The sequence below is a fragment of the Pelatocladus sp. genome (assembly GCF_059505505.1).
The window spans coordinates 1-26267 of record NZ_JCACKS010000238.1 but is presented as its reverse complement, the minus strand read 5'-3'; the positions used below and the strand labels follow the sequence as shown (position 1 = coordinate 26267).

Sequence of the window (26267 nt, the reverse complement as noted above, 5' to 3'; positions counted from 1 at the left end):
GACTTAATTTTCTCCATCAAGATTACTACTTCAAAGTAAATAATATTTTAAAGAAATAAAGATAAAGTATCGTTGAATATAAAGTTATTGTTAGGTGGATGCTTAGAAAAGCTAAAGGTAGCATGGTTACACGAATGCCACTAAATCCTCAAAATGACCTCTGTGTATAGCTTTAAGAAAAATATTCATGAATAAAATTTTACCTTTGCTGCTAAGTTAATTCCCAATCCTATTTTCAATCTAGTCTGGATTTTGAGAGTCCTCTAACGTTGAGGTTTAATGTTGTTAAAAGGTATTGTGTTTCATTTTTAACCGATAATTTATTCCATACTCCTCTTTGAGTGAGATATAGGTTTTCTCTCACCGATGAAGCTAAAAATTAAACAATTAAAAATTTACTATCTACGCACAGCCAATAATCTTCTATGTAATTTCATCTAATTCATTTGTGGGCATCTGCATCTATACTGTGGTTGAATTTATCATCTCCCCATCATACTCATGCTTAAAGTCCTTCCCAAACAAAATGCATCCATGTACACTCGCGATGGAGTCCGTCTGGATGCTGATATTTATCGCCCGGATGCTGAAGGAACATTTCCTGTATTATTGATGCGCCAACCCTATGGTAGAGCGATCGCATCTACTGTTGTCTATGCTCATCCGACTTGGTACGCTAGCCAAGGTTACATTGTGGTGATTCAAGATGTTCGGGGACGTGGTACATCAGCAGGTAAATTCAAATTATTTACTTACGAAATTACCGATGGTGAAGATGCTGTAAATTGGGCTGCAAGTTTACCTGGTAGTAATGGTGCAGTCGGGATGTATGGTTTCTCTTACCAAGGGATGACTCAACTATATGCTGCTGCTGCTAAACCAGCTGCCCTCAAAGCCATTTGTCCGGCGATGATAAGTTATGATGTATACACAGATTGGGCTTATGAAGGCAGTGCATTTTGTTTGCACACAAATCTGGCTTGGGCGATACAATTAGCGATGGAAACCGCCCGTTTGCGAGGAAATAGACAAGCTTATCAAGGTTTGTTGAGTGCATCTCGAAATTTACCTCTATACGATCCACTTCCTACCCGTCCAGAAATCCTCAAAAATCTTGCCTCCGATTCTTTTTATCATGAGTGGGTAGAACATTCCCAACCTGATGCTTATTGGGAAAATCTTTCGCCCAAAACGCATTTGAAAAATGTTGATTTGCCCATGTTTCATATTGGAGGATGGTTTGATACATATTTGCGTGGTACTTTGAATTTATACAAAGATATGGCAGCGCGGAGTCAGTACCGCCAACAGCTTTTAGTAGGGCCATGGACGCATTTACCTTGGAGTCGCAAAGTTGGGGAAATAGACTTTGGTATTAATGCTATTAGCCCTGTAGATCGGATGCAAATATGTTGGTTTGACCAGTTTCTTAAAGGTGTGGACACTGGTTTAACTAATCAGCTACCTGTATGGATGTTTGAGATGGGCAGTAATACTTGGCAAGGTTTTCCCAATCTTCCAGAATTTGAACATAAGACTTACTTTTTGTCAAGTTATGGAATTGCCAATATTCGGGAGGATGAAGGTATTCTCAGCACAACTTGCCCCGAATCTGGGATAGATGACATCTTAGTTCATGATCCCTGGCGACCAGTCCCTGCTTTGGGTGGTCATGCGAGTATACCTGCGGGTATTTTTGAGCGATCGCATATTGATTGTCGCTCAGATGTTTTAACTTACACCAGTGAACCACTTGATTTTGACTTGCATTTAGCAGGCGATGTAGTCGTAGCTATTTCCTGTAGTGCAGATAAACCCAGCTTTGATTTATCTGTGGTGCTATCAGAAATTTATCCTAATGGAAAAGTATATAATTTGACACAAGGTTATTTGCGTTGTCAAGATGGCATGAATCGCATCACTAGAAAAATTCAATTGCAGGCTACCTGTGTGCGAATTGCCAAAGGTAATGCCTTGCGATTAAGCTTAAGTGCGGCTTGTTTTCCAGCCTATGCAATTAATCCTGGTAATCATTCAATTGTGGGTATGGAAGCAGAAATTATTACATTAACAATTAGTTCGGGCGGTGATTCCCTTTCCCAAGTGTTATTACCTGTCGTTGCTGTATCTTAAAGAGGGAATGGGGAACAGGGAACAGCTCAAAAGTGTAGGTTTTTAACCTTCATCCCGTCCGTGTACTTGAGCAGGGGGACTAGTTGCTTCAACGGCAGTAAATGGTTCTAAAATCTTGTAAGTGTGAGATGCTCCTTTTGCTACAACCCAGGAACTTCCTGTTTCCAGCAAAACGGTTTGACCTTCAATATGTAACTCAGCACGACCTTTAATTACATAACCCACGGTTTCATACTCCCGTGTTGTTGCTGGTTTTGGTTCTCCAGGTTGTTCATTTTCCCAAAGGCGCATGGAAATTGATTTACCAGATGCGAGGTATTTTTCACCATGTTCACCTTTGGGAGAATAGGCAGAATCTACTTTTTTAATGCTTGTGTCAGGCATAGTTTTCTCCTTATATTCTATTTCTATAGTTATTTTTTGGAAGTCCCTAAATAACTGGTAGCCCTGATGTATTCCAATTTAAAGTATTGCGATCGCACCGCGAAATACCAATGTCCACCAGTTACGGGCGAATAGAGTTGCTATTGTCGTGTTGGGGGGTTGTCTCATGGTTTGAGGACGACTTTAATGCAGTTATCTTTTTTGTGTTTGAAAATCTCGTAGCCGTGGGGTGCTTGTTCTAAGGGTAGTTTGTGGGTAATTATGAATGATGGATCGATTTTGCCTTCTTGGATGAGTTCAAGTAAGGGCTGTAAGTATTTGTGGACGTGAGTTTGTCCCATGCGGAAGGTCAAGGCTTTGTTGAAGGCTATTAATAGTTTCCGCACCACCATAACTTTCAGCTAAACGTAAACGTTCGGGAATACGGTCTATGGCGATGACACGTTCTGCTCCTAAAATAAAAGCACTCTTAATGGCAAATTGTCCAACAGGCCCGCAACCCCAAACAGCAACAATATCTCCTGGTTGAATCTGACAGTTTTCTGCTGCCATGTAGCCGGTGGGAAAAATATCAGTCAAAAATAATACTTGATCATCTGTTAAACCATCGGGAATTTTGAACAAACCCACATCCGCAAAAGGCACACGGGCATATTCAGCCTGACCGCCTGCATAACCACCGAGCATATGAGAGTAGCCAAATAGACCAGCAGGTGAGTGACCCATCAGCTTTTCTGCGATCCAACCATTGGGGTTGGAGTTGTCGCATAACGACCATAAATCTCGGTTACAGAAAAAGCAGTTACCGCAGGAAATAGTAAAAGGAACAACAACGCGATCGCCTACTTTAATATTATTTACTCCTCTGCCAACTTCAACGACTTCCCCCATAAATTCGTGACCCAGAATATCACCCTTTTCCATCGTGGGAATAAAACCGTTGTAAAGATGGAGGTCTGAACCACAAATTGCTGTTGAGCTAATTTTGACGATAGCGTCACGAGGATTAAGAATTTTTGGATATGGCACTGTATCGACTCGGACATCATTGGCACCATGCCAGCAAACTGCTTTCATTATTATAAATCCTTAGTTATTGCTGATTAGTCATTTGCACAGATACAAATGACTAATTACAAAGAACAAATTATTTAGTGAAACTATCTATCTTGATAGTAGCCTTCTCTAGTGTTAGTAATTGGTTCAACTAAATCTTCTGTTTTCTCTTGAGTTGAGTTCAAGAAATCTTTTGTGCTTTGGGGTAGCGGCTCATCAAGATTGAGTTTTTCGCGGATATTATCAGCAGTGTTTTTCAAATTATCTTTAGCGTTATCTGCCATCGATTTTTCGTTATTTGTAAGATTTCTATTTTGGTCAAATTGTCGGTTGCCAACATTCTCGTCTGGTGTGCCTTTGTAATAATAACCGTATGGTGATTTCACTGTGTTATCAGCTTGGGCTGGCAGTACGTTACCAAAAGCCTGCATAACAAAAATTGTCAATCCAGCTAAAATAACTGTCATAATTTGACGCAAACGCAGACTTTTAACCAAAGAAATTACTCTATTCATCGGAATCCTCAAGATTTAATTATTGAAATAATTTTGTTTGTTAGGATATTTTTTTTGATAGTTCCTAACTATTAATTACTAACCATGTCCTTTTGATTGTCCTTCTGTTGTGGCAATTTCACCTGCTTCCATCAACATTTTGAAACGGCGAAGTTCATCGCCAATTTGTTGTTCTGGTTCCTCACCAAAAAATTTGGCGATCGCCACCGCCAATACTCCCCCTGGTGGGTTATATTCCATAACAACTTTGACTTCTGTACCCCGATCACCAGGCGCTTTCTGGAAGCGGACAAAACCAGAATTCTCAACATCTGCTCCTTGCGCGGATGCCCAAGAAATAAATTCGTTTTCTCGATCTTCTAAAATATATGCATCCCATTCCACGCTTTGACCTAGAGGTGCATTGGCGATCCAATGTGACCTTTTGTTGTCATACACCTTCACAAATTTCAGATGTTTCATAAACTTGGGCAGATTCTCAAAGTTATGCCAAAAACGGTAAAGTTCATCTGCCGATTTATTAATTGTTACCGTCTTTTCCACTTTGATAGCTTTGTTCATGTGTATGGCTTCCTATCCCTATCAAGGTGTAACCTTATAAAGCATTATTTTCTTTGTGTCTTAGTGTCTTAATGGTGAAAAATAAATTTTAATTTAACCACCAAGACACCAAGTCCAATTACAAACAATCAACCTCAAGCAGCGTCCTATTCCTCTTTAACCTACATAGTCGCAGCTGCACCTGTAGTCGGTTGAGCAGGTTTGATCTCTATATCCATCCGCGATCGATACAGCTCTACTAAATGCTGTTCGCATTTTAAAAGGTCTTCATGGATTTCGGTGAAAATCATGGTTGATACTGGGTCAGTAAGTGCAGCCATCAAGTTACCAATGTCACCTATACCCGTTTGTAAATCACCCAAGGCGCTGCGTAATTGGTAGATATCATCACTACCAGTGAGAGTGGTTTTGACTTTGGCATATTTATCGGCAATATTTGCAGCCAAAGAAGGTTTTTCACCCAGTTCTTCCAGCCGTGCTTCCAATTTTTGAATGTGCTGCTGTCTCACAGGAATCATCTGTTGGAAGAGAGATTTTATTTGTGCATCTGATACTTTTTGGATGTAATTATCTAAAGCTTCTAAACTATAACGCTCACCAGCTAAAGCAGTATTTAAAGCTTTAATAATCTCACCTTTGGTGGAACCACCCCAAGCGTCAGCTAATTTCCACCATTCGGCTGTTTGGTCACTTTCATCAGGTAATGCAGCTTCTTTGCCACCATAACCTAAACGACTTAAAATCGCTGTGGTAAATATTGCCAAGTCTCCAGGTTGACGGGATGTAATTAAATTCCCATCTATTACTAGAGGTTGATCTATGTAATTAGCACCAGCATTGATCATGTCTTTGCGAATTGCTATAAAGCCAGTGGCTTGTTTATCTCTAAGCAAGTCGCCTTCAATTAGAATTTGTGGCCCGTGACAAACCGCAGCTACTAGTTTTCCTTGCTGCATAGCATCTTGGACAAAACCTACTGTATTGGGATTCCGCCGCATTTTGTCGGGAGCCATACCACCCGGAATTATTACAGCATCAAATGCAGAAGCCATTGCTTCTGTTGTTGTGCCATCGGGTTGCATAGAAACTTTACCTCTTTTCCCATGATATTTTTCATTCATCCGGGAACCGAGAACAACTACTTCCATCCCCGCTTGCTTAAGCGCATTATATGGTACTTGAAATTCTGCATCCTCCACGTCGTTCTCTATCAGTATGGCAACTTTTTTTTTGCTGGAATTGTTAAGTGTCATTAATTTTCCTTACTTAAATGTTTTTTGGTGTTTGATATTGATTGTGTAGCTTATATAGCTCACTCAATATTGGCTAATACTCAGGAATTATCCTGGTATTTCACTAGTTGATGCAGTTGGAAATAATTCTGCATAATCATCTGAAAAATTACTCTGAAAATCAGCAAATTCTCCAGGTGTCACAGCATCTAGTAAAACTGTAAAAACAGAACGAATATGCATTACAGCAACAGTCGGTTCTACACCCTCTTTTTTACTCACCCGTGAGATAAAATCTTGCAGTGAAAATGATCCACCATTTTGACCTTCTCTCCCATGCAAACATTCTGCCAATTCTTTTGGCAACTGTGAGGCTAAATCTTTTGCTTCATCACCAACAATTCGTTCTTTTATTGTTTCTAGTGTGGCACGAGTAGCGCGTTCTGTTTCTTCACGAGTATCTAACTGAGCAACACTTTGAACATGTGTAATAAATTCGTCATATTTCATTTTTTTACCTCTTGTAAATACATTTCCAATTTATTTTTGATGTCAACTAAGTAAGTAGGCACAAATAAAGCTAACTAATTGGGGTCGTCATTTGTCATACTCTACCTTGAAGCCGAAGAAGGCGCGTCTATGTTATTGGTAAGGCTTTTAGGCATGTTTACTTTTCGTAACTTAATTATGTTTATTCCCAGCGATTTACTTAATTCAATCAAAATAGATAATATTTCTGAGTTAATACATAAGAAATAGTTAGGATTTAAACTTGAATATTTTTGTAAAATTCAGTAAGTAAAAATCCTAACTCTGTATTAATAACTTGACCATGAGAATCAATTTTATGTTTTCATTTATAGATGTCTTCAATCACAGGAAGCATTTTCGCATCAATTTGAGTCTGTCTTAGGAAATAGATTGATAAAACGGTTTTTTACATTCCTACTTATGATTTAGCTTGAAAAAATAGTTATGAGCTATAAATATATGAATATTAATAACATTCATAACTCATAACTTTTCTGAAGTGGCTATAGCGTGGATTCACTTCTTAAGAGTATTCACAAATCCCTAACTGCTCTTCGCTCTAAAGGTTGAAATGATTTTATTTCTAGAGGTATACATCGCTTGGAAGAGAACCTATAGAAAATAAAGCGTTATTGTGAGGATGCAACAAATAGCTAGTATTTATGGTAGATCCAAACATTCAACAAAATTATCAAGCTCAAGAAGATTTAGATGCTCAACTAAACCAAGTAGATCCAGATAAACAAGCTCAACAGGAGAATTTACCTTCACAAATTTCTGACTTACCGAAGGAAATTACAGAGTCTTATGGTACTGGTGTTAAGGATGAACCAGGCTATAACATAGGCGATCGCAAACTGCGCGATCAAATCCGGGACAATAGACAAAGTAGCCCCACAATTACAGGGGGAGATATAGATGCAGATTGGAAACAAGAAGCGGAAGTTGGAGATGAGACACCAGGTGGTACCGCCCCTACTCCAGATCAAGATATTGTTGATGAAATTGGTGCTGCTGTCGGAATGGAGATGAATGATTTCGCGTTTCTCCGCACAAACGATATGTTAGAACAGCGTGACGACAGACGTTGGGAGTTAGATCCCAAGTCTAGTGAAGATTATAAAGAGCGCAGGGAATAAGGGAATAAGGGACAAGGGAGACAAGGAAGAAAAATTACCACCTTGTCTTTTTTTATTATCAATTACCAATTACCAATTACCAATTACTCCTTTGAAATATTATTCAATTTGATTGAGACACATCTGTCTTCAGTAGGGTTAAATACTCAATAAAGATTTGTTAAGTTTACGATTGGTATCTTAATTAATGGCAATTGGAGTTATCATGACATATACTCAAACCAACGATCCAACTATTCGCGAATGTGTCCAAGCTTTTCAAAATTTACCTGTAGATGAACAGCTTGCTTTATTTTGGTTCATTTATACAGAAATGGGTGATTCTATTACTCCTGCTGCTCCCAATGCTAGCACTGTTTCACCTAATATTGCTGAAGGTTTGTTCAATCAAGTCAAGGAATTATCCCACGAAGAACAACTACAGTTACAACGGGATTTAATCAACAAAGCAGATAATAGATATACTCGTGAATACGGTTCAATGAGCGATACTACTAAGTTGCTATTTTGGTATCGTTTAGCGCAAGGAATGGAAAATGCTACTATCGTTCCTATGCCTCCTAACTATCAGCTTTCTTCTGAAGCTAAGAAACTTTTGAATAAAATTAAAGAATTAGATTTTGGTCAGCAAATAAATATTTTCCGTGATTATGTCTCACCTATGGGTGCTGAACCAAAACCAGGTGCTGAAGTTTAAAATCTTTGAAAGTTTCGAGTTAATACCATTTCACTTTTTTGATGATACAAATATCGTTAGGAGCGTACATTCGTACGTCCCTACGATGCATCAATCATTCGTAAACAATCTCAACAATAAGATCCCCGACTTCACTGAAGAAGTCGGGGATTTGACTTTCTCACAACTGAAAATTTGTAGTTATGGCTACAGTCATGGTTAACAAATTTTCTTATATTGTGTGTGTTTATTGATATCTTGCACCAAGCGACTAGAAGTCGCAGCTACACACACACTATGCGTAGTGGCTTCCTGAAGGGAAGATCACCTACGTGATTTTAAAAGCTTTGATTTTTCGTTAGTCTGCTTCGGTAGACTTAAATTTGTATAACCAAATGCGCTTTTGGGGCTTCCAACAGTTGTAGTACCTGGCGTGCGATTACGAACATCGCTAGGGCTAGGTACAAGATATTGGTTTAATAACTGTATATTCCACTCTTTGGTAGTCATTAGCATTTCTTTTGTTTTTCCATTACCAATCTCAATCTTTTGTTGTTACTTTGATTTTGTAACTCTTGATATACTCCTTGTGTTAAAATGCTACGACTTTATCATCTAATAATCGGTGCAGCTTTGTTGGTTTTTGTACCACTAGGATTAAAGGTTACTGGTTCTAACTCTTCTCAAAAGAGTGATTCTGCGAAAGTGGTACAAGTTTCTCGCGCTACTACTGCTAGTCCTAATGGAAATAATGTTTGGAAAAAATTTGTGGAGAAAACTGCTAGTCCTAAAGGTTGGCAAGTTTTACCTTGTGATGGTAATACATCTCTATTATGTATCTCTGCAAATGGCCAGCGTATTGGTACGGTAGAGATGTTAATTTTACCACTAGAAAAACAGCCAAATTTTCAAAAGTTTTTGGCTCAAGCTGGTATTGATCCTAGTAAAAAAATAGACTCTCAAAATCCTCAATATCAGACTCAACTATCGTCAGCACTGAATACTTGGGTAAATGAACATTACGCTGGATTGGAGAAAGATCGTCAAGGTAGTTACGGCGATCGCATTAATTTTTCCAGCTATCCGTCTCAAAAAGTACAAATTGGTAAACTTCCTGGAGTTCGATATGGCTTTGTTGGGCTAAAGCGTCAAGGTGGAGTGCAAGAACAACATGTAGGTTATGTTACTTTTGATGGCAAAGCACTTTATGTGATTGCTACTGCTTTTGATCCAGCTTCCCAAACAGGTAAGTTTGATAAATTAGAAAATCTGGCAGTTTTTGAACCTTATTTAGATGCGATCGCTTTGAATTTACGTTTACCCAATTCAATATAAAATATATAACCTCACCCCGTCCTATCAGACACCCCTCTTTTTACCAAGGAGAGAGGAAGGGGGTGAGGTTTTTTATTCATCTTGGCTACTTATAAATAAGATTAATCAAGACAAAAATTAGTTACCAATTTGTTATAAAGATGTTGTGTTTGGTGTAATGTTCACTTCTTGCATTAAGGAACCTGGCTCAAAAGATTTACTGGTTGATGTTTCTTTTGATAATGTAGCAACAACTTTAGGTGGAGCTACTTTTTGATTTTTGCCTTGCAAACGTTGCTTTTGGACATATTCTTCTAATTTAGCTTGAGCAGTTGCATATACAGAAGAATTTTTCGGAACTTGTTGGAGGAAATTTACAGCTGTGTTAAACTCACCTATTTCCGCTTTATTATAGGCTTGTTGTAACAGAAAAATTGCTCTAATGTGCTGCTTCTGTTGATATTCTGTTAATTTTTGTTGAACTAAATGATTAACAGAATTTTCTTGAGGAATTTGCTGAAGATATTCTAAAGCAGTACTAAAATCTTTATTACCAGCTTTTTCATAAGCTCTTGATAATAAATTGTTTGTTTGTGTTTCGATTTTGGCTTGAGCTTGCTTAACAATTGGATCTGTTTTTGACTGCCAATATAAAATATCAGGTATTTGAGAAGCAGCGTGTATAACTTCTGACCATTGTTCTTGTTCTAATGCTTGTTTAGCTAATAAATATTGTTCAGTAGCAAGTTGCCATTGCCTTTGCCATTCTTCAATTGTACTTTGTGCTTCTGGATAAACATTACTCTTTAACGGAATAGATTTCGCCAGAGCGATCGCTTCTTCCAAATCTCCATCTTGAAATTCTTCTGTTGCTTTATATAAAGTTTCTGTTCCAGAATAGGCTGGAGAATTCATTAAAGAATAGACTCCAAATCCCATCACTAAAGAATTAGCCAACAGTCCTACTCTCATTCCTGTCAGCAAAGGAGGTGATTTCGTAGATACATCTTCTCGAACAACATTATTTTTTTGCTCACTAGAAGAATTTGAATTTATTGATGTAGCATACTGCAAATCTATTGTCTGTACTGGGTAATATTCCATAGACATTTGCTCCAGCGCCCGCAATATTTCAGGTACTGACTGAAAACGATCTTTGTAGTTATAACGGATCATTTGGCTGAGAATTGCAGCGAGATAATCGCTAATAGGAGTATGATAAGAACGCCAAAGAAATTCATTGCTATGAGGATCTATTTTTAATTGCAATGGGGACAAACCCGTTAAAGCCTGGATCGCAATCATACCCAAAGCATAAATGTCACTATTCGGCTGTGTTTGATCGATAAATTGTTCTGGGGGAATATAACCTAATGAAGTAACAGGAACTCTATAGATTGGCAATACTGTATCTGCACCAAAATTTATTGGTTGAATAGAACCAAAATCAATGAGGACTAATTTACCATCACTGGCACGTCGAACTAAATTTTCGGGCTTAACGTCGCAGTGAATTACCCCTTGCGAGTGAACAAATTTTAGAATTTCTAATACATCTTTTAAAAATTGAATAATTTCGTATTCAGCCCATAAATAATCCGAACGTTGATTAATTGGCAATTCTGCTGTTAGTGCATGTCCTTCAATAAACTCTTGTACCAAATAAAAACGTTCGTTTTCTTCAAAACAAGCAATCAATTGAGGAATTTGATCATGATGTCCCAAATGCTTCAACGTTTCGGTCTCAGTGAGAAAGTGCAACCTCAACGATTGTAAATACGCAGGTTGGGAGCTAGAAACCTTTAATTGCTTAATCACACATTTAGGTTGATGTGGCTGTTCAACGTCAATTGCAACGTATGTTTGTCCAAACACACCAGCACCCAAACTTTGGACAATTTGATACTGTCCTTGTAGTACTTGACCGATCATGTGGTAGGCCATGAGCTGCTTATTAAGTCACTATTTATATTTAGGTTTTCGGTGAATGCTCCCTGTTTCCGGAATTCTTGCTCGGTAGATAGTCAAAAGTGTTGTTTTTTTATCACACTTTTTCTAGTATATTTTACGTAGTTAACAAATTATAAATAGTACACTACGTCTGAAAAAACAATATAAGCATTATACATTGTCAGTATTTTTGATCACGGCAAAATTTTTAGCCTTCAGGCCTTGTTCTTTTCCGTTTTCTCCTGAGCAGGGCAAAATAGAGACAGGTGTCCCCCCGTCGTCAATATGAGCTATTTAAGCTATTGTCTTCACCCCAGCTGTCCCCAACCCCAAAATAAGAATAATGGGAAGTTTTGCCAAACTTGCGGTGCTAAGTTGCTTCTTAAGGAACGCTACCGTGCCATTAAACCTATAGGACAAGGTGGTTTTGGTAGAACTTTTCTTGCAGTGGATGAGGATAAACCTTCTAAACCGCGTTGTGTGATTAAGCAATTTTATCCCCAAGCGCAAGGTACTAGTACTGTACAAAAAGCAGTGGAGTTATTTAATCAGGAAGCAATGCGACTGGATGAATTAGGGAAACATCCACAAATTCCAGAACTGCTGGCGTATTTTACCCAAGATGACAGGCAATATCTTGTGCAAGAATTTATCGATGGGCAAAATCTGGGAGAAGAATTGGCTGCAAAAGGGGCTTTTAACGAAATGCAGATTCGGCAACTGCTGAATAATTTATTGTCAGTCTTACAATTTTGTCATGCTAGGCAGGTTATTCATCGAGATATTAAGCCTGAAAATATTATTCGTCGTAGATTTCCCTTGGAAGGCGAGGAAAATCAACATAAGAGGGATTTATTTCTCGTAGATTTTGGTGCTTCTAAGATTGTTACTCACACAGCCCTTAATCGTACTGGTACAAGCATTGGTAGTCCAGAATATGTTGCACCAGAGCAAATGCGAGGACAAGCCATATTTGCCAGTGATATCTACAGCTTGGGTGCAACTTCTGTACGGTTATTAACCGAGCGATCGCCTTTCGATTTATACGATATTAATAACGCTACTTGGGTTTGGCAACACTACGTTAAAAATCCCGTCAGCGAGGAATTAAGCGGTATTTTAAACAAAATGCTCCAAACCATTCCCGCCCAGCGTTACCAAACTACAGATGAAGTCCTCAAAGACTTAAATAAAAAATCGTCTGTTGCTACCAGTATTAGCTTACCTGCAAAGCCAATTGTGACTTCACCTCCAGCAACACCCACTTCTACTCTTACTCATAGTCATAATCCTATTGAAAAAGAATTAGAAGAAATGAGAACTACATTTCTCGGTTCTCATAAATCTGCAAATAACAAAACAACGCGATCGCCCCAACCATCAGCAAATCAACCTGCTCCTAACAGCAAAATCGACGAAGAATTAGAAGAATTACGAGCTAAATATCTTGATAATAACAATTCTCCTGATATATGATGCTAGTAGCTGATTGGTTAGTTAGCAAAAATTCTCTTTGTCCATGCCATCTGCTACAACGCAGAACACTCACAAGAGTGCGTAGTTTCCCTTCCCCCAATCCCCTACAACCTCGGATCTACAGGTTCATTTTTTAGAGCCAAAATTCCAACGACACATTCATGGACACGACGTAGAGGTGCGTGAGTCACGAAACGTTCTAATGCTTCTACACCCAAAGCAAACTCTCGCTTTGCTAAAGAACGCTTGAGTGATAATCCCCGTTGACGCAAACGTTTCATGTTTTCAGGTGTAGAACACTCCAAGCCATAAACAGTTCGTAAATACTCTTGTCCGCGACATTTCACCGCAGGTTGAATAATTCCCTGATTGTTTTTGATAATAAATTGCATTGGTTTAATAACCACGCCTTCACCACCCATTGCTGTCAGTTCTTCCCACCAAGTTACTCCTGCTGCTTCACTGCTTGGGTTTGTTAAATCTATTACTTTATATGTTGTTAGTGATAGTAAGCCGGGGTCATGCAGAGCAATATTTGCTACCTCTTGCATGTGCCATTGATGGTCTTTGTCGGTGTGGACAGCTGTTTCTGTTGCCAAGATGTGAAAGGGTGCGAGTCTATAGTCAGAAATCTGATTAGCAGGCCAGCAGTAGCGACGGTAAGCTGTGACGTATTTTTCAGCCATCTCAGCTTTTTGTTGATAGTTAGTTAATTGTAGAGTCACATCTACACCACGTCGTTCAGCCTTCTCCAGTAAGGTGACAGCATCACCAAGAGCCAGGCGTGATGCAACGCCAACAGGCGCATATTGTTCTCGTAATTGTCTTTGAGCTTTAGCTGACCAAGGCATTAGTTCACACTCTAAGCATACCCAGTCAGTCTGAAATTTTTCCCAAAAGTCACTAACAGTAAGGCAGGTATTTAAGCGTACCAATAATTCTGTTTCTAGAGTCGGGTCTTCAAAAAATTTTTTACCTGTACGGGTATAGCAGATACCAATACCCTCATTTACTACACCAAAGCGCTTTTTCGCTGCTGTTTCATCCCGACAAACAATTACTACTGCTGGTGAACCCATATGTTTTTCTTCGCATATGAGTTGCGAAATTCCTTGGTTACGATAGTAAGCAAAGGCTTGTTCGGGGTGTTCCAAGTATCCCAAAAATGGGGATGTTCCCACTGGAGATATGGTAGGTGGTAGATAAATTAGCCATTTGGGATTGGCTGCAAAACGGCTGATCACCTCTAGAGCTGCGATCGCATTTTCTTCTCGAATTTTAATATTAGGTAGTAAGCGGGTATGAATAATTCGCTTATCCAATACATCATCAATATGTAGCACATCATCCTGTTGTTGGGCTGTTGTTGCTTGTGTCACAACGCCATCAATAGGTTTTGGTTGGGTATAAGCACGAGCAGCAGAAACACTTACTAATTCTTTTTCTGGATAGCGCAGAGCTGTAAGTTTGCCTCCAAAAACACAACCTGTGTCAATATTAATAGTATTATTCAGCCATTCTGCTGAGAGTACGGGTGTGTGTCCATAAACGACCATTGCTTTACCCTTGTACTCTGTTGCCCAATTGTAACGGATGGGCGAGCCAAACTCGTCTATTTCTCCTGTTGTTTCACCATATAAAGCAAATTCCCGGATTTGAGCCGAGCCTCGTCCCTGATATTCCTGCTTCATCCCAGCGTGAGCAACCACTAGCCGACCATCATCAAGGACGTAATGAGTCGCTAAAGTATTTAAAAATGCTTTCAATTCTTTGGTATAGTGTTCACGCCATTCTGCTGGCAAAGCTTCTATTTCAGCCAAAGTTTTCTCTAGACCATGATTAACCTTGACAGTTTTACACCGTAATTTCCGCAAAAGCTTGTTTTCATGATTACCAGGAACACAGATAGCTGTACCTGCCACCACCATATTTCGTACTAATTTAACCGTATCGAGAATACGTGGCCCCCGATCTATCAAATCACCCAAAAAAACAGCTTTGCGTCCTTGGGGATGATAGTAGGTAGGAGCGTTCCATACAGTGGGGGGAGTGGGGGGAGTAATAATATTTCCCATGTCTTCGTGTCTCCCTTGTCCCCCAACTCCCCCTTTGACGTAACCTAATTTTTCCAATAAAGCTTCTAGTTCATCACAGCAACCATGAATATCACCGATGATGTCAAAAGGGCCGTGTTCGTATTTGCGGTTATTCCACAGAGGCTGACGTTCAATTTCTACGGACTCAATTTCTACTGTGGAATTAAGAATATATACGTAGCGAAAACCTTCTCTTTCCAATCCACGTAGAGAACGCCGTAAAAATTGGGTGTGACGCCGCACCACATGGGAAGCAAACTGACAGTTTGAGCGTTGTTGGTTACGTTGGTGACAAATATCTTCAGGTAGGTTGAGAGCGATCGCTACTGGAAAAAAATGATATTTTCGTGCTAATTGCACAAAAATTTTCCGGTCTTCTGGCTGGATATTGGTCGCGTCAATAACGGTCAGTTTTCCTGCTGTGAGCCGTTTAGCAGTGATCAGTTGTAGTACATCAAAAGCATCTCTGGTAGCAAATTGATTACTCTCATCATCTGATACCAATCCCCGGAAGAAATCTGAGGATAAAATCTCAAAAGGTTGAAAAAGTCTACGTGCAAAAGTTGATTTTCCAGCGCCAGAAGCACCGATAAGAACAACTAAAGAAAGTTCGGGAATAGTTAGTTTCATAATTAGTGGTTGGTTACTAATAGTTAGTACGAGAGCCAAAACTAAGACTCTTACAGTGGTTGATGGTTTTCTTTTACCTTGTTGACCTCCACTCTTCCTTCCCTTTTTCTCCTAATCCCGTAGGCGCTACTGAACTCTTTATTTCCAAGCTAGACCTCCATGTGATCAATCACACAACCAGCCTATGAAAAGATGACTCCTTCTACATCCCTACACCCCCACAATCATTTCCAAGACAAATTGTCTTGGAAATACTCTTCCAACTTTGATATGGGTGTAAGCAAACCAATTTATGCAGTTAAATGCTTTATTTTGACGTTAGTTCGATAAATTGCTTGAAAAATCTGTCCAAAACAAAGAAGGAACAGTGTTTGTGCGTGAGTTGTCCTATCTTAAAAGATGGGTAGTAGTGTGGTGAGTGATACTGTGTTTTTTAGCGTTGTGATTCCGACATACAATCGCCAGCCAATTTTGTCAAAGTGCCTCAGAGCATTAGAAATACAGCAATTGAGTGCATCTAGTTCAATCGCTGGTTACGAAATTATCTTGGTGGATGATGGTTCTACTGATGGCACATTGGAATGGTTGGAGACACACAAAAGTGAGTTTCCCCATGTGCGAACCTTTCAGCAAAACCATCAAGGCCCTGCTGTAGCAAGGAATTTAGGTGTAGAGAACGCACAGGGAGACACTATTATCTTTATAGATAGCGATTTAGTGGTGACAGAAAATTTTCTACAAGCTCATGCTGACGCACTAGTGCAGGGACACTCAAAATTGGGAAGCGATCGCGCTTTTACCTATGGTGCAGTCATTAATACTTGCAATTTTGACCACCCCACCTCTGAACCATACAAAATAACAGATTTTTCTGCCGCTTTTTTTGCTACAGGTAATGTTGCTATTCCGAAGCACTGGTTAGAGAAAGCAGGATTATTTGATACGAGTTTTCAGCTTTATGGTTGGGAAGATTTAGAATTAGGCATAAGGCTGAAAAAACTGGGTTTAACACTGATTAAATGTCCACAGGCAGTAGGCTACCATTGGCATCCGCCCTTTAACTTAGATCAAATTAAGAGCTTGATTGACAAAGAAATTCAGCGCGGAAGAATGGGAGTTTTGTTTTATCAAAAACACCCAACTTGGGAAGTGCGAATGATGATTCAAATGACTTGGTTACATCGCTTACTGTGGGGAATTCTTTCATTAAATGGTGCTTTGAATGAGCGAACAATGGCTCCATTTTTGCAATGGCTGATTAATAGAGGTAAGCCCCAATTGGCTTTAGAAATTGCTCGAATTTTCCTCAATTGGTATAACGTCAAGGGTGTGTATGAAGCCTATGGAGAAGTAAGGTGATTGGGCATGAATCAATTAACTGGTCACTGTTAACTGTTAACAGTTAACAGTAGACCTCTTGCAAAAATATTTTTACCCCACCCTAACCCTAAGCGTTTACGGGGCTGCGGTGTACACATAAATCCTCTGATCCCCCTAAATCCCCCTTAAAAAGGGGGACTTTGATTCTAGTTCCCCCTTTTTTAAGGGGGGTTAGGGGGGATCAAAACGCTACTAGGCAACTTTATAAGACTTCTGTGTACACCGCAGGTTTACGGGGAGGGAACTAAATCTTCCCCCCGTTCACGGGGGGAATGAGGGGGGTTCATTCGACTTTTGCAAGAGGTCTAGTTAACAGTGACCAGTTTAATTTGATAACTGATAAGTCTCCCTTTCCCCAATTCCAAAATATGCTACCCTATTATGGTTCTTTAAAATTCCGCACATCCAGGCTTTCGGGTGTTTCCAATAAGGGAATCCACCTGGATGGAGGTTTAACCCGAATAGGAGTAAAAATATGCCAGTAGTTTCTTTGGCTCAGATGATGGAGTCGGGGGTTCATTTTGGTCATCAGACCCGCAGATGGAACCCAAAAATGTCTCCATACATCTATACTGCCCGCAACGGAGTACACATCATTGACTTGGTGCAAACAGCCCAGTTGATGGAAGATGCATATACTTATATGCGATCGCAAGCCGAACAAGGCAAAAAGTTCCTTTTTGTTGGCACTAAGCGACAAGCAGCAGGTATTATTGCTCAAGAAGCTTCCCGTTGTGGCGCTCACTACATTAACCAGCGCTGGTTGGGCGGGATGCTCACTAACTGGGCGACGATCAAAACGCGGGTAGACCGTCTCAAAGATTTGGAACGTCGGGAAGAAAGCGGCGCTCTTGATTTATTGCCAAAAAAAGAAGCCTCAATGCTACGTCGTGAGTTGTCAAAGCTTCAAAAATACCTGGGCGGCATTAAAATTATGCGGAAAGTCCCCGATGTTGTGGTAATTGTAGACCAACGCCGGGAATATAACGCAGTTCAAGAATGTATTAAGCTTGGAATTCCCATTGTGTCTATGTTGGACACAAACTGTGACCCAGATGTAGTAGATATTCCCATCCCAGCCAATGATGATGCCATCCGCTCAATTAAACTGATTGTCGGTAAATTGGCGGACGCGATTTATGAAGGTCGTCACGGTCAGCTGGATGCAGAAGAGGAATACGAAGACTACGAAGGTGCCGAGGAAGAATACGATTACGAAGAAAGCGATTTTTCTGACTCGTTCGTTCCTGACGAAGAAGAGCAAGAATAATCAGTTAACAGGGAACAGGGAACAGTTACTAGTTGATAACTGATAACTGTTCACTGAAATGTCAGTCTAAGTAGGAATTGAGGCAAAATGGCGGAAATATCTGCAAAACTCGTCCAGGAGCTACGCCAAAAAACGGGCGCTGGCATGATGGACTGCAAAAAGGCGCTAAAAGAAAACGATGGTGATTTAGTCAAAGCCGAAGAATGGCTGCGGAAAAAGGGTATTGCTAAAGCCGGAGCCAAAGCTGATCGGGTGGCGGCGGAAGGACTCGTAGGCAGCTATATCCACACTGGTGGTAGAGTCGGTGTACTTGTAGAAATAAACTGTGAGACTGACTTTGTTGCTCGCCGCGAAGAGTTTCAAACCCTCGTGCGGAACGTCGCCATGCAAATTGCGGCTTGTCCAAACGTAGAGTATGTGAAAGTGTCAGACATCCCAGCTGATATCGTCCAAAAGGAAAAAGATATTGAGATGGGACGCGATGACATTTCCAACAAGCCTGATAATGTTAAAGAAAAAATCGTTCAGGGACGCATTGATAAGCGCCTGAAAGAATTGACTTTGATGGATCAGCCTTACATCCGTGATCAAAGCATCACAGTAGAAGAACTAGTTAAACAAGCGATCGCTCAAATTGGTGAAAATATCCAAGTGCGTCGTTTCGTTCGCTTTGTTCTGGGTGAAGGTATTGAAAAGCAAGAAACCAGCTTTGCAGATGAAGTAGCTGCTCAGACAGGTAACAAGTAATTTTAGCTCAAGCAGCAAGAAGCCTCTCGCTTACCGCTTGATCGGAAGTGATGAGATGAATTGCGAGGTAAAAACTCAACTATCACTTTTATTTGTTTATGCATCGCATAAACAAATAAAAGTGATAGTTGAGTTTTTACCAAAATATTTCCGTTTTCAATAACCAAATGGTACAATTGAATCAATAGGTGTAATCCAATTAAATGCAGAAATGCAGCCTATTAAAAACAAAAACTTCCAAACAGAAAAAGGCGCGTGGGACGCACGCCCTCAAAGCTCAGTTAATGTCTTCATAGAAGAGTCGCGCTCGTAGCCCGCACTCACCCTGAAAGGGGAGTGTGTGGAGTACGTCACGACAGGTTAACTATACTTAAGTTGACCTGTTTTTTGTTGTAATTTACTAAGCAATGTGCGTGCTTAAAAAATAAGGACTTAAGTCCTGACTACGAACTTTGTTATCCATCAATTTAAACTTGACCAGTACTACTTAACTTAACTGACTGCGAAATCTCTTTACACTAATTGTCATCAACACCACAGCAAAACCAACTAATGCTAAAACATTCATCCAAAGGACATCAAAACCTACTCCTTTGAGTAAAATTCCTCGAACAATGGTGATGTAATGACGTAAAGGGTTGAGGAAAGATAAGTATTGGAAAAAAGGTGGCATTGCTTCGATGGGAGCGATCGCACCGGAAGTTTGTACTAATGGCATATTGATAAAAAAGGATGTGAGTAACACTTGCTGTTGCGATCGCGTGATGGTTGCTAACATCATTCCCAAGCTAATTCCTACAAATACATACACAGCCGATAAGGCAAAAAACAGCAAAATATTACCACGAAATGGTAAATGAAAAACTACCAATCCTAAAGTTAAAGCTAGTACAACATCTGCCATCATCAAAAACACTAAAGGTACGATTTTTGCGAGTAAAATCTCCCAGTTTCCCGCAGGTGTCATCAACAATTGTTCTAAAGTTCCTGTATCTTTCTCTCTAATTACTGTTGCTGCTGATACCAATGTCCCGATTAATGTCAACACTAAACCCATAACTCCGGGGACAAAAAACCAGCTACTTGTTAATCCAGGATTGTAGAGAAACACTACTTGAGGTGACACAACTGGACTCACTTGAGCATTTGCTAATCGGCGATTGTATTGTTGAATAATTTGATTAATATAACCGCTCGCAATTCCTGCTGTATTAGCATTTACTCCATCAATAAAAACTTGAATTTTGGCTGATTTATTTGCTAGCTGACGCGCGAATTCTGGTGGAATAATTACCCCAACGTCTAGTTTTCCTTTTTCTACTTGACGACCTAATTCTTTTTCACTGCTGGGAACTGATTCTAAGATAAAAACACCATTGGAAGTCATAGCTGTGACTAATTCTCGACTTGCTTCCACATTTGCATAATCAATCACACCCAACCGTAAATTATGAACATCAGGATTAAGCGCTGTACCGTAAATTAATAATTGCACTGTGGGTGGCACAATTAACAATACAATTAACTGTTTATTACGCAGGATTTGCCAAAATTCTTTACGTACTAATGACCAAAAGGGAGTTTCAAATAATCGAAGAATAAATTTCATATCAACATCAAGGATGGAATTATTTTAGATAAAAATTTTCTAGTGGCTGATAGATTTGTCTTGGGCGATTCAGTTACAATTTAAGCAAGCGCATTGCTTACTACAAACTTCATTAGCTAGCCATTAAGAATCTGCTCTACTGCAACAGAAATCTCTGGGAATGCAAGGGGTTGAATTTTTCCAGCAGTCAATGTAAATTTTGTGGCGTACTCTCCATCTATCGGATCTCGAAATACTACCAAGTGCAGCTTTTTGAGGTTGACAACCCAATATTCTGGGATTCCAACTTCTGCATAGATTTTGCTTTTTGTTTCTAAATCTTTCTCTAAACTGGAGTTAGCATACTCAATTAGCCAGAAAATATTTTCTGGATAGGGATGATGTTCTCGATATTCACGCCCCAAGCGTTGGACAATGGCAATATCTGGTTCTGGTTCCGATTCGTTGGGTAAGGTGATAGGCTTGGTTTGACGTATTGTGGCACACTTGCCTAATAACTCGGATAAATACTCGCCCGCTTCATGACTACAATAAGCATGGGGTTCCCCGTCTGGTGACATTTCTACTATTTCTCCCTTCAACAATTCAACTTTGCGATCGCTCAAAATTCCAGCAGCTATCATGCGGTGATATTCGTCAATTGTCCACTTAGCAGTAACCATAGTCATAACAATTGATACCTCTCAATAATTCTGTTTATTTTTATGTTGTGTAGAATTAATATTTTATTTTTTTCCCTGTTAAGAGTTCCCTGTTCAAATTCCTATATTTCGATATTAATCAGATAATTGCATTCGACTTAAAAATCGACGAGCGACGTTAAAAAAGATTAATCCTAATATAGTCAGCATAACTAAATCAAACCAGACACCAGCCCATCCTGTTCCGCGTACAAAAGCATCACGAGTGATATCAATGTAATAACGAGCGGGAACAACATTAGGAACTAAAGAAAGTGGAAAAGGAATATTGTTGAGTGGATAGATAAAACCAGAGAGTAATAAAGCAGTAATAAATCCAATTAAAGAAACACCTTGGACAGCTGCATTTTGATTACTACTACGCACTCCTAATAACAAACCAAACAATACACTATCGGCAATAAATACAATAGAGCCAATTATTAAAGTTGTAGGATCGCCAACTAAGCCAACTTTAAAAACAACCGAACCAAGTATCATCGCGATTAATGCTTCAGTGATGGCAATTAACAGATATGCTAGTCCTTTACCAAGTAGTAATTCAGTGGCGCTAATACTCGAAGCATAGACTTGCAAGATTGTACCTTTTTCCTTTTCTCGCACCATAGCGATCGCACTTAACAAAGAAGGAAAAATCCACAATACAACTGCATAAGTTCCTGGCACAATATACAATGATTCCAATCGACCAGGATTAAACCACAGACGTATGTTGGGAGTAATGCTACTAGTCGCGGGTAGCAATCCTTGATCGCGCATGAAAAAATTGGTTACTTGTTCAATGCTATTTTTGATGACACGGGCATTATTGACATCAGTAGCATCGATTAATACTTGTATTTCTGTATTTTTACTACCTTGAATATCTCGGCTAAATTCGGGAGGAATAATGACAGCTGCTTTAGCGATACCCCGATCAATTGCATCCTGTACCGGATCTGTACCAGACCATTTGTGGGGTATAAACTGATTAGTAGCATACAACCGTTCAATATAACTGCGACTGAGATTGGTATGGTCAAAATCCTGAACAACTAAGGGAATATCCTTACTTTCCAAGCGAATTGCAAACCCAAAAATCAACAGCGTGAGGAATGGTAGTAAAAATGCTAACGCTAAAGTCAGGCGATCGCGACGAAATTGAACTAATTCTTTAATACATTGAGCGATAATTCTTTTCATTATAAATCGCAAAAAATATTTGCAACAGACCTACTCAATCAGGCAAAGGCTTTATGTAAAAGTTAAATACATGGCCAAATTTCTGTTCGTCTGATTGATCCGGTACTGAATATTGTACAGTAGATAGCGGACTGAAAACGTAAGGTTCAAACTGTTGTAAACTTTGACATTCTTCGATTACAGGAAAAGGCTTTGCTTGAGGAATATTGTTCCATCCGAATACTAAAAGCCCTCCTGGTCGCAAACATTGAAAACATTGTTGAAAAGAAGTTTCTGTGTCTTCCCTATTATTAATACCCCATCCAAAAACTCCGTTATAAACTATCACATCAAAGTAATCATTAGTAAAATGATTGCTTAGATTCAAAAACGAATCAACAATATGTCTTTTTGAACCATATTTTTTCCTAGATTCATCAATTTCTATAGTCCAGTATTCTTTGTTCTTAAAGTAGCCATTGTAAGGTTTAGTGAACCAATCACAACCAACAAAGAGAATTTTATGAAATTCTTTGTGGGCAATAAAATAAGGGATGATAATCTCTTCTAGTACATAGCGATCAGGGGTATTGAGACGTAAACTAAATCCCTGTATCCGACTCACTGAAATTTTATATAGTAAATCCTGAATCTTGTAAATTAGGGGTTTTGGGAGGACTGTCTTGAGGAATTTCTTCGATTGCACAATTAACAGCATTATTATTTACCGAGAGACTAAAAGTGAGTAATATATAGGAATCTGGTTTGATTTATGAACTTACTCGTGAAGACTCTTAACTCTTAACTCTTAACTCTTAACAAAAAGTGTGCTGAGTTTTTTTAAGCGCAGAGCGCAGGCTATGCCAACAAAAATCAAATATGAGTCCTATATATAAATCTTATATTAACAACGCTAGTATGTGATTAATAACTGCAAGTTAAGAATGCATTAACTGAACGTGAGCGATTAATATTATTTGCGCGGCTCATAGTCAAAGTCTACTAAAAGTAGACTAAATGAATAACCCCTTCAACCCACTTTGAGTGGGTTTTTGCTATTAGCCTCAAATTTCTTTGAAGGCGGGATATTGGGCTAAAGAACAATACGGTTAGTAGAGATGCGAAATTTCGCGTTTCTACATTATTTTTCACCAGATGTTAATAGATTGCACTAAATCTGCGCTCGTTGCACAATCCCAATAAATGCATCTTCTAATGAGAAAGGAATCGGACGGAGGGATTCTATACTCAAGTTGGCAGAGTGGAGAAGTTGACGGATTTCGGGTAGTTCTACGTCAGGGTGATCTAGAACTATATGCAAGCCATTAGCAAAGATAGAAACCCGCCAAGAATCTAAATGTTGTTTCAATAACTTGGAGGTAGCTTGATTATTATTTGCAACAATTTCTATTAATTGTCCAGGTTGAGAATCTTTGATTGAACTCGGAGAACCTTCCGCCACAGTTTCACCCGCTACCATAAAACTCATGCGGTTACATTGTTCAGCTTCTTCTAAATAATGGGTTGTAACTAATATAGCCGTACCATTGCGAGCAAAGTCGTTAATCAGTTTCCAAAACTGACGACGTGCAAGCGGATCTACTCCAGATGTCGGCTCATCCAAAAATAAAATATCAGGTTCATGCATCACCGACGCACCAAAAGCAACCCGTTGCTTCCAACCACCAGGTAACTGTCCAGTCAGCATTTTTTCCTGTCCCTTTAACCCACAAGTAGCAATTACCCAATCTATTTTTTCTCGGCGCAATTTGCGAGGAACGCCATAAACGCCACTGTAAAACTCTAGATTTTCTAGAATTGTCAGGTCATCATAAAGAGTGAATTTCTGACTCATATAACCAATGCGTCGCCGCAATTGAGGACTCCGCAAATTACCTGTTTCGCCACCCAGAGAAATTTCACCCCCACTAGCTTCTAGTAAACCGCACAACATTTTGATGGTTGTAGTTTTCCCCGCACCATTCGCACCCAAAAGCCCAAAGATTTCGCCATAACGCACTTCTACATTGACGTTTTTGACTGCTTGAAATTTACCAAAGACACGGCTGAGATTGTGGGCGGAAATTGCTAGAGAGGGGGGAGAGAGGGGAGAGAAGGAGGAAAGATTGCTCCCGTGTCCTCTTTTACGGGAGCGTGGAAAAGCAAAAAATTCTGGTGCAGAACCTTGTTGACGCAGACGGGTAACAAAGACGTTTTCTAGGGTAGGTTCATTTTGTTCTATTTCGGGAGAAGATAATTGCTGTTGTTGCAATAATTCCCTGACTTGGGTTTCTCCGACTGTTGCATCTTGGACGAGGACATCTAAGCGATCGCCAAATGTCTGTACATCTACAATATTTGCAGGTGCATTGTTCGATAAGACTTGCTCGGCGATTTCTAAATTTGATGTGCGGACTTCTAAGCGATGTAAACCTAAGTTGGCGCGTAATTGAGCAGGTGTGCCAATTTCGTGAATTTGCCCACTATACATTAAGGCGACGCGATCGCAACGTTCGGCTTCATCTAGGTAAGGTGTGGCGACAATAATTGTCATTCCTTCTGCTGATAACTCGGCTAGGACATCCCAAAATTCCCGTCGGGATACTGGATCTACACCCGTTGTCGGTTCGTCAAGTAACAAAACTTTTGGTTGGGAAACTAGCGCACAACACAACGCCAGCTTTTGTTTCATCCCTCCAGAAAGTTGTCCCACCAAGCGATCGCCAAATTTTTCCAAGCTCATCAATTGTAGATATTTTTGGCGACGTTCCCCCAATAAATCATCTGGTACTTGTCGTAAACCTGCTGTGTAGCGCAAATTTTCATCAATACTCAAGTCAAGATATAGCGAAAACTGTTGTGTCAGATACCCAATATTCAAACGTGCATCTCGTGCAGGTTGACCGAATATCTGCACTTCTCCGGCTGTTGCTTCCATCACACCCCCCAAAATATGAAAGGTGGTTGTCTTCCCCGCACCATCAGGGCCAATTAACCCAAACATTTCACCTTTGTAGACAGTGAAATCAATTCCTCGCACCGCCGCAAGTTGACCATAGTGCTTATGCAAATCACGGACAATGATTGCTCTAGTAGATTCACTATCTTTAGAGTAGTATATATTACTTGTGTTTGTGACGGCTTGTTTTGTCATCCGATTTTAGATTTTAGATTTTAGATTTTGAATTTTGGATTAATAGACCTCTTGCAAAAGTCGAATGAACCCCCCTCAATCCCCCCGTTCACGGGGGGAAGATTTAGTTCCCTCCCCGTTCACGCTTAGGGTTAGGGTGGGGTAAAAATATTTTTGCAAGAGGTCTAATAATTCATATCTTGTACCAACTTTTTGTTTCGCCAAGAAATAAATTTCAAAGGCTGATAGCGAAAGTCAGATTTATCTGACTAGGACGGTGTTCAAGTCCGTTTTAACGGATTTATGCTATTAGCATCAGAATTAATTCTGAGACGGGATATGGGGTTGGTGCAACATATCAGATCAGGGTTTCAAGGATAGTTCAAAATTCTTATTTCGTGATTATCGACGAAATTACAAGGGTTTGGAGACTTAATTCCCATTAGACGGGAGTCGCAAAAGCTAGTTTACGAATTACAAAAGCTAGTTTACGAATCACAAAAGCTAGTTTACGAATCACAAAAGCTAGTTTGCGAATTACAAAAGCTAGTTCACGAATTACAAAAGCTAGTT

Annotated in this window: 19 protein-coding genes and 2 pseudogenes; 8 read left to right on the top strand and 13 right to left on the bottom strand. The window is 39.6% G+C overall.

Annotated features, from left to right (window positions below; translation table 11 throughout):
• The first annotated feature begins 534 nt into the window (after window positions 1-534).
• Complete coding sequence (locus tag AC5JMK_RS23620) at window positions 535-2133, top strand: CocE/NonD family hydrolase (RefSeq protein WP_096676411.1); 1599 nt, start codon at window positions 535-537, stop codon at window positions 2131-2133.
• A 42-nt stretch (window positions 2134-2175) separates the two neighbouring features.
• On the opposite strand, the gene AC5JMK_RS23615 is transcribed toward AC5JMK_RS23620, so the two are convergent.
• From AC5JMK_RS23615 to AC5JMK_RS23590, 6 genes and pseudogenes are all read right to left on the bottom strand, one after another.
• Window positions 2176-2517: a cupin domain-containing protein gene (locus AC5JMK_RS23615; RefSeq protein ID WP_096676410.1), complete on the bottom strand. Its 342-nt coding sequence runs from the start codon at window positions 2515-2517 to the stop codon at window positions 2176-2178.
• Between the two features lie 164 nt (window positions 2518-2681).
• Window positions 2682-3594, bottom strand: a pseudogene (locus tag AC5JMK_RS23610) (zinc-dependent alcohol dehydrogenase).
• Window positions 3595-3677: 83 nt separating this feature from the next.
• Window positions 3678-4088, bottom strand: coding sequence for a DUF6658 family protein (locus tag AC5JMK_RS23605; RefSeq protein WP_096676408.1), 411 nt, complete (start codon window positions 4086-4088; stop codon window positions 3678-3680).
• Window positions 4089-4166: 78 nt separating this feature from the next.
• Window positions 4167-4661: pseudogene (locus AC5JMK_RS23600) on the bottom strand (SRPBCC family protein); the annotation flags it as partial.
• 149 nt (window positions 4662-4810) lie between these two features.
• Window positions 4811-5902, bottom strand: coding sequence for a DJ-1/PfpI/YhbO family deglycase/protease (locus AC5JMK_RS23595; RefSeq protein WP_096676406.1), 1092 nt, complete (start codon window positions 5900-5902; stop codon window positions 4811-4813).
• An 87-nt stretch (window positions 5903-5989) separates the two neighbouring features.
• Complete coding sequence (locus tag AC5JMK_RS23590; RefSeq protein ID WP_096676405.1) at window positions 5990-6391, bottom strand: DUF2267 domain-containing protein; 402 nt, start codon at window positions 6389-6391, stop codon at window positions 5990-5992.
• A 683-nt stretch (window positions 6392-7074) separates the two neighbouring features.
• Between AC5JMK_RS23590 and AC5JMK_RS23585 the strand changes: the two genes are divergently transcribed.
• The 3 genes from AC5JMK_RS23585 (at window position 7075) to AC5JMK_RS23575 (ending at window position 9562) form a co-directional block, all read left to right on the top strand.
• Window positions 7075-7551, top strand: a complete 477-nt coding sequence (locus AC5JMK_RS23585) for a DUF6335 family protein (RefSeq protein WP_096676404.1) — start codon at window positions 7075-7077, stop codon at window positions 7549-7551.
• A 205-nt stretch (window positions 7552-7756) separates the two neighbouring features.
• A complete protein-coding gene (locus AC5JMK_RS23580; RefSeq protein WP_096679022.1) occupies window positions 7757-8248 on the top strand; it encodes an orange carotenoid protein N-terminal domain-containing protein in 492 nt (163 codons plus the stop codon).
• A 576-nt stretch (window positions 8249-8824) separates the two neighbouring features.
• Window positions 8825-9562, top strand: coding sequence for a hypothetical protein (locus AC5JMK_RS23575; RefSeq protein WP_096676403.1), 738 nt, complete (start codon window positions 8825-8827; stop codon window positions 9560-9562).
• Between the two features lie 132 nt (window positions 9563-9694).
• On the opposite strand, the gene AC5JMK_RS23570 is transcribed toward AC5JMK_RS23575, so the two are convergent.
• Window positions 9695-11485 (bottom strand): serine/threonine-protein kinase, encoded by a 1791-nt coding sequence (locus tag AC5JMK_RS23570; RefSeq protein WP_096676402.1) that lies wholly within the window; start codon window positions 11483-11485, stop codon window positions 9695-9697.
• Between the two features lie 291 nt (window positions 11486-11776).
• On the opposite strand from AC5JMK_RS23570, the gene AC5JMK_RS23565 reads away from it, so the two are divergent.
• Window positions 11777-12967, top strand: coding sequence for a protein kinase domain-containing protein (locus tag AC5JMK_RS23565; RefSeq protein WP_495911157.1), 1191 nt, complete (start codon window positions 11777-11779; stop codon window positions 12965-12967).
• 104 nt (window positions 12968-13071) lie between these two features.
• Here AC5JMK_RS23565 and AC5JMK_RS23560 read toward each other — a convergent pair whose 3' ends face one another.
• Entirely contained in the window at window positions 13072-15693 is a 2622-nt protein-coding gene (locus AC5JMK_RS23560; protein WP_495911156.1) for a polynucleotide kinase-phosphatase, read from the bottom strand.
• Window positions 15694-16092: 399 nt separating this feature from the next.
• Between AC5JMK_RS23560 and AC5JMK_RS23555 the strand changes: the two genes are divergently transcribed.
• The 3 genes from AC5JMK_RS23555 (at window position 16093) to tsf (ending at window position 19090) form a co-directional block, all read left to right on the top strand.
• Entirely contained in the window at window positions 16093-17052 is a 960-nt protein-coding gene (locus AC5JMK_RS23555; RefSeq protein ID WP_096676399.1) for a glycosyltransferase family 2 protein, read from the top strand.
• 496 nt (window positions 17053-17548) lie between these two features.
• Window positions 17549-18343: a 30S ribosomal protein S2 gene (gene rpsB, locus AC5JMK_RS23550; protein ID WP_096676398.1), complete on the top strand. Its 795-nt coding sequence runs from the start codon at window positions 17549-17551 to the stop codon at window positions 18341-18343.
• Between the two features lie 87 nt (window positions 18344-18430).
• Window positions 18431-19090: a translation elongation factor Ts gene (gene tsf, locus AC5JMK_RS23545; RefSeq protein ID WP_495911155.1), complete on the top strand. Its 660-nt coding sequence runs from the start codon at window positions 18431-18433 to the stop codon at window positions 19088-19090.
• A gap of 487 nt (window positions 19091-19577) precedes the next feature.
• Here tsf and AC5JMK_RS23540 read toward each other — a convergent pair whose 3' ends face one another.
• The 5 genes from AC5JMK_RS23540 to AC5JMK_RS23520 all read right to left on the bottom strand — a co-directional run bounded on the left by AC5JMK_RS23540 (window position 19578) and on the right by AC5JMK_RS23520 (window position 25715).
• A complete protein-coding gene (locus AC5JMK_RS23540; RefSeq protein ID WP_495911154.1) occupies window positions 19578-20699 on the bottom strand; it encodes an ABC transporter permease in 1122 nt (373 codons plus the stop codon).
• A 116-nt stretch (window positions 20700-20815) separates the two neighbouring features.
• Window positions 20816-21367, bottom strand: coding sequence for a Uma2 family endonuclease (locus tag AC5JMK_RS23535; protein WP_495911153.1), 552 nt, complete (start codon window positions 21365-21367; stop codon window positions 20816-20818).
• A 108-nt stretch (window positions 21368-21475) separates the two neighbouring features.
• Entirely contained in the window at window positions 21476-22582 is a 1107-nt protein-coding gene (locus AC5JMK_RS23530; protein ID WP_495911152.1) for an ABC transporter permease, read from the bottom strand.
• 34 nt (window positions 22583-22616) lie between these two features.
• Window positions 22617-23279: a methyltransferase domain-containing protein gene (locus tag AC5JMK_RS23525; protein WP_495911151.1), complete on the bottom strand. Its 663-nt coding sequence runs from the start codon at window positions 23277-23279 to the stop codon at window positions 22617-22619.
• 453 nt (window positions 23280-23732) lie between these two features.
• Entirely contained in the window at window positions 23733-25715 is a 1983-nt protein-coding gene (locus AC5JMK_RS23520; RefSeq protein WP_096676392.1) for an ATP-binding cassette domain-containing protein, read from the bottom strand.
• Between the last annotated feature and the right edge of the window lie 552 nt (window positions 25716-26267).

Excerpts from the sequence above, each read along its gene's own strand:
- AC5JMK_RS23620 (WP_096676411.1), top strand. The coding sequence starts at position 535 with ATGTACACTCGCGATGGAGTCCGTCTGGATGCTGATATTTATCGCCCG.
- AC5JMK_RS23615 (WP_096676410.1), bottom strand. The coding sequence starts at position 2,517 with ATGCCTGACACAAGCATTAAAAAAGTAGATTCTGCCTATTCTCCCAAA.
- AC5JMK_RS23605 (WP_096676408.1), bottom strand. The coding sequence starts at position 4,088 with ATGAATAGAGTAATTTCTTTGGTTAAAAGTCTGCGTTTGCGTCAAATT.
- AC5JMK_RS23595 (WP_096676406.1), bottom strand. The coding sequence starts at position 5,902 with ATGACACTTAACAATTCCAGCAAAAAAAAAGTTGCCATACTGATAGAG.
- AC5JMK_RS23590 (WP_096676405.1), bottom strand. The coding sequence starts at position 6,391 with ATGAAATATGACGAATTTATTACACATGTTCAAAGTGTTGCTCAGTTA.
- AC5JMK_RS23585 (WP_096676404.1), top strand. The coding sequence starts at position 7,075 with ATGGTAGATCCAAACATTCAACAAAATTATCAAGCTCAAGAAGATTTA.
- AC5JMK_RS23580 (WP_096679022.1), top strand. The coding sequence starts at position 7,757 with ATGACATATACTCAAACCAACGATCCAACTATTCGCGAATGTGTCCAA.
- AC5JMK_RS23575 (WP_096676403.1), top strand. The coding sequence starts at position 8,825 with ATGCTACGACTTTATCATCTAATAATCGGTGCAGCTTTGTTGGTTTTT.
- AC5JMK_RS23570 (WP_096676402.1), bottom strand. The coding sequence starts at position 11,485 with ATGGCCTACCACATGATCGGTCAAGTACTACAAGGACAGTATCAAATT.
- AC5JMK_RS23565 (WP_495911157.1), top strand. The coding sequence starts at position 11,777 with ATGAGCTATTTAAGCTATTGTCTTCACCCCAGCTGTCCCCAACCCCAA.
- AC5JMK_RS23560 (WP_495911156.1), bottom strand. The coding sequence starts at position 15,693 with ATGAAACTAACTATTCCCGAACTTTCTTTAGTTGTTCTTATCGGTGCT.
- AC5JMK_RS23555 (WP_096676399.1), top strand. The coding sequence starts at position 16,093 with ATGGGTAGTAGTGTGGTGAGTGATACTGTGTTTTTTAGCGTTGTGATT.
- rpsB (WP_096676398.1), top strand. The coding sequence starts at position 17,549 with ATGCCAGTAGTTTCTTTGGCTCAGATGATGGAGTCGGGGGTTCATTTT.
- tsf (WP_495911155.1), top strand. The coding sequence starts at position 18,431 with ATGGCGGAAATATCTGCAAAACTCGTCCAGGAGCTACGCCAAAAAACG.
- AC5JMK_RS23540 (WP_495911154.1), bottom strand. The coding sequence starts at position 20,699 with ATGAAATTTATTCTTCGATTATTTGAAACTCCCTTTTGGTCATTAGTA.
- AC5JMK_RS23535 (WP_495911153.1), bottom strand. The coding sequence starts at position 21,367 with ATGACTATGGTTACTGCTAAGTGGACAATTGACGAATATCACCGCATG.
- AC5JMK_RS23530 (WP_495911152.1), bottom strand. The coding sequence starts at position 22,582 with ATGAAAAGAATTATCGCTCAATGTATTAAAGAATTAGTTCAATTTCGT.
- AC5JMK_RS23525 (WP_495911151.1), bottom strand. The coding sequence starts at position 23,279 with ATGCTGTTAATTGTGCAATCGAAGAAATTCCTCAAGACAGTCCTCCCA.
- AC5JMK_RS23520 (WP_096676392.1), bottom strand. The coding sequence starts at position 25,715 with ATGACAAAACAAGCCGTCACAAACACAAGTAATATATACTACTCTAAA.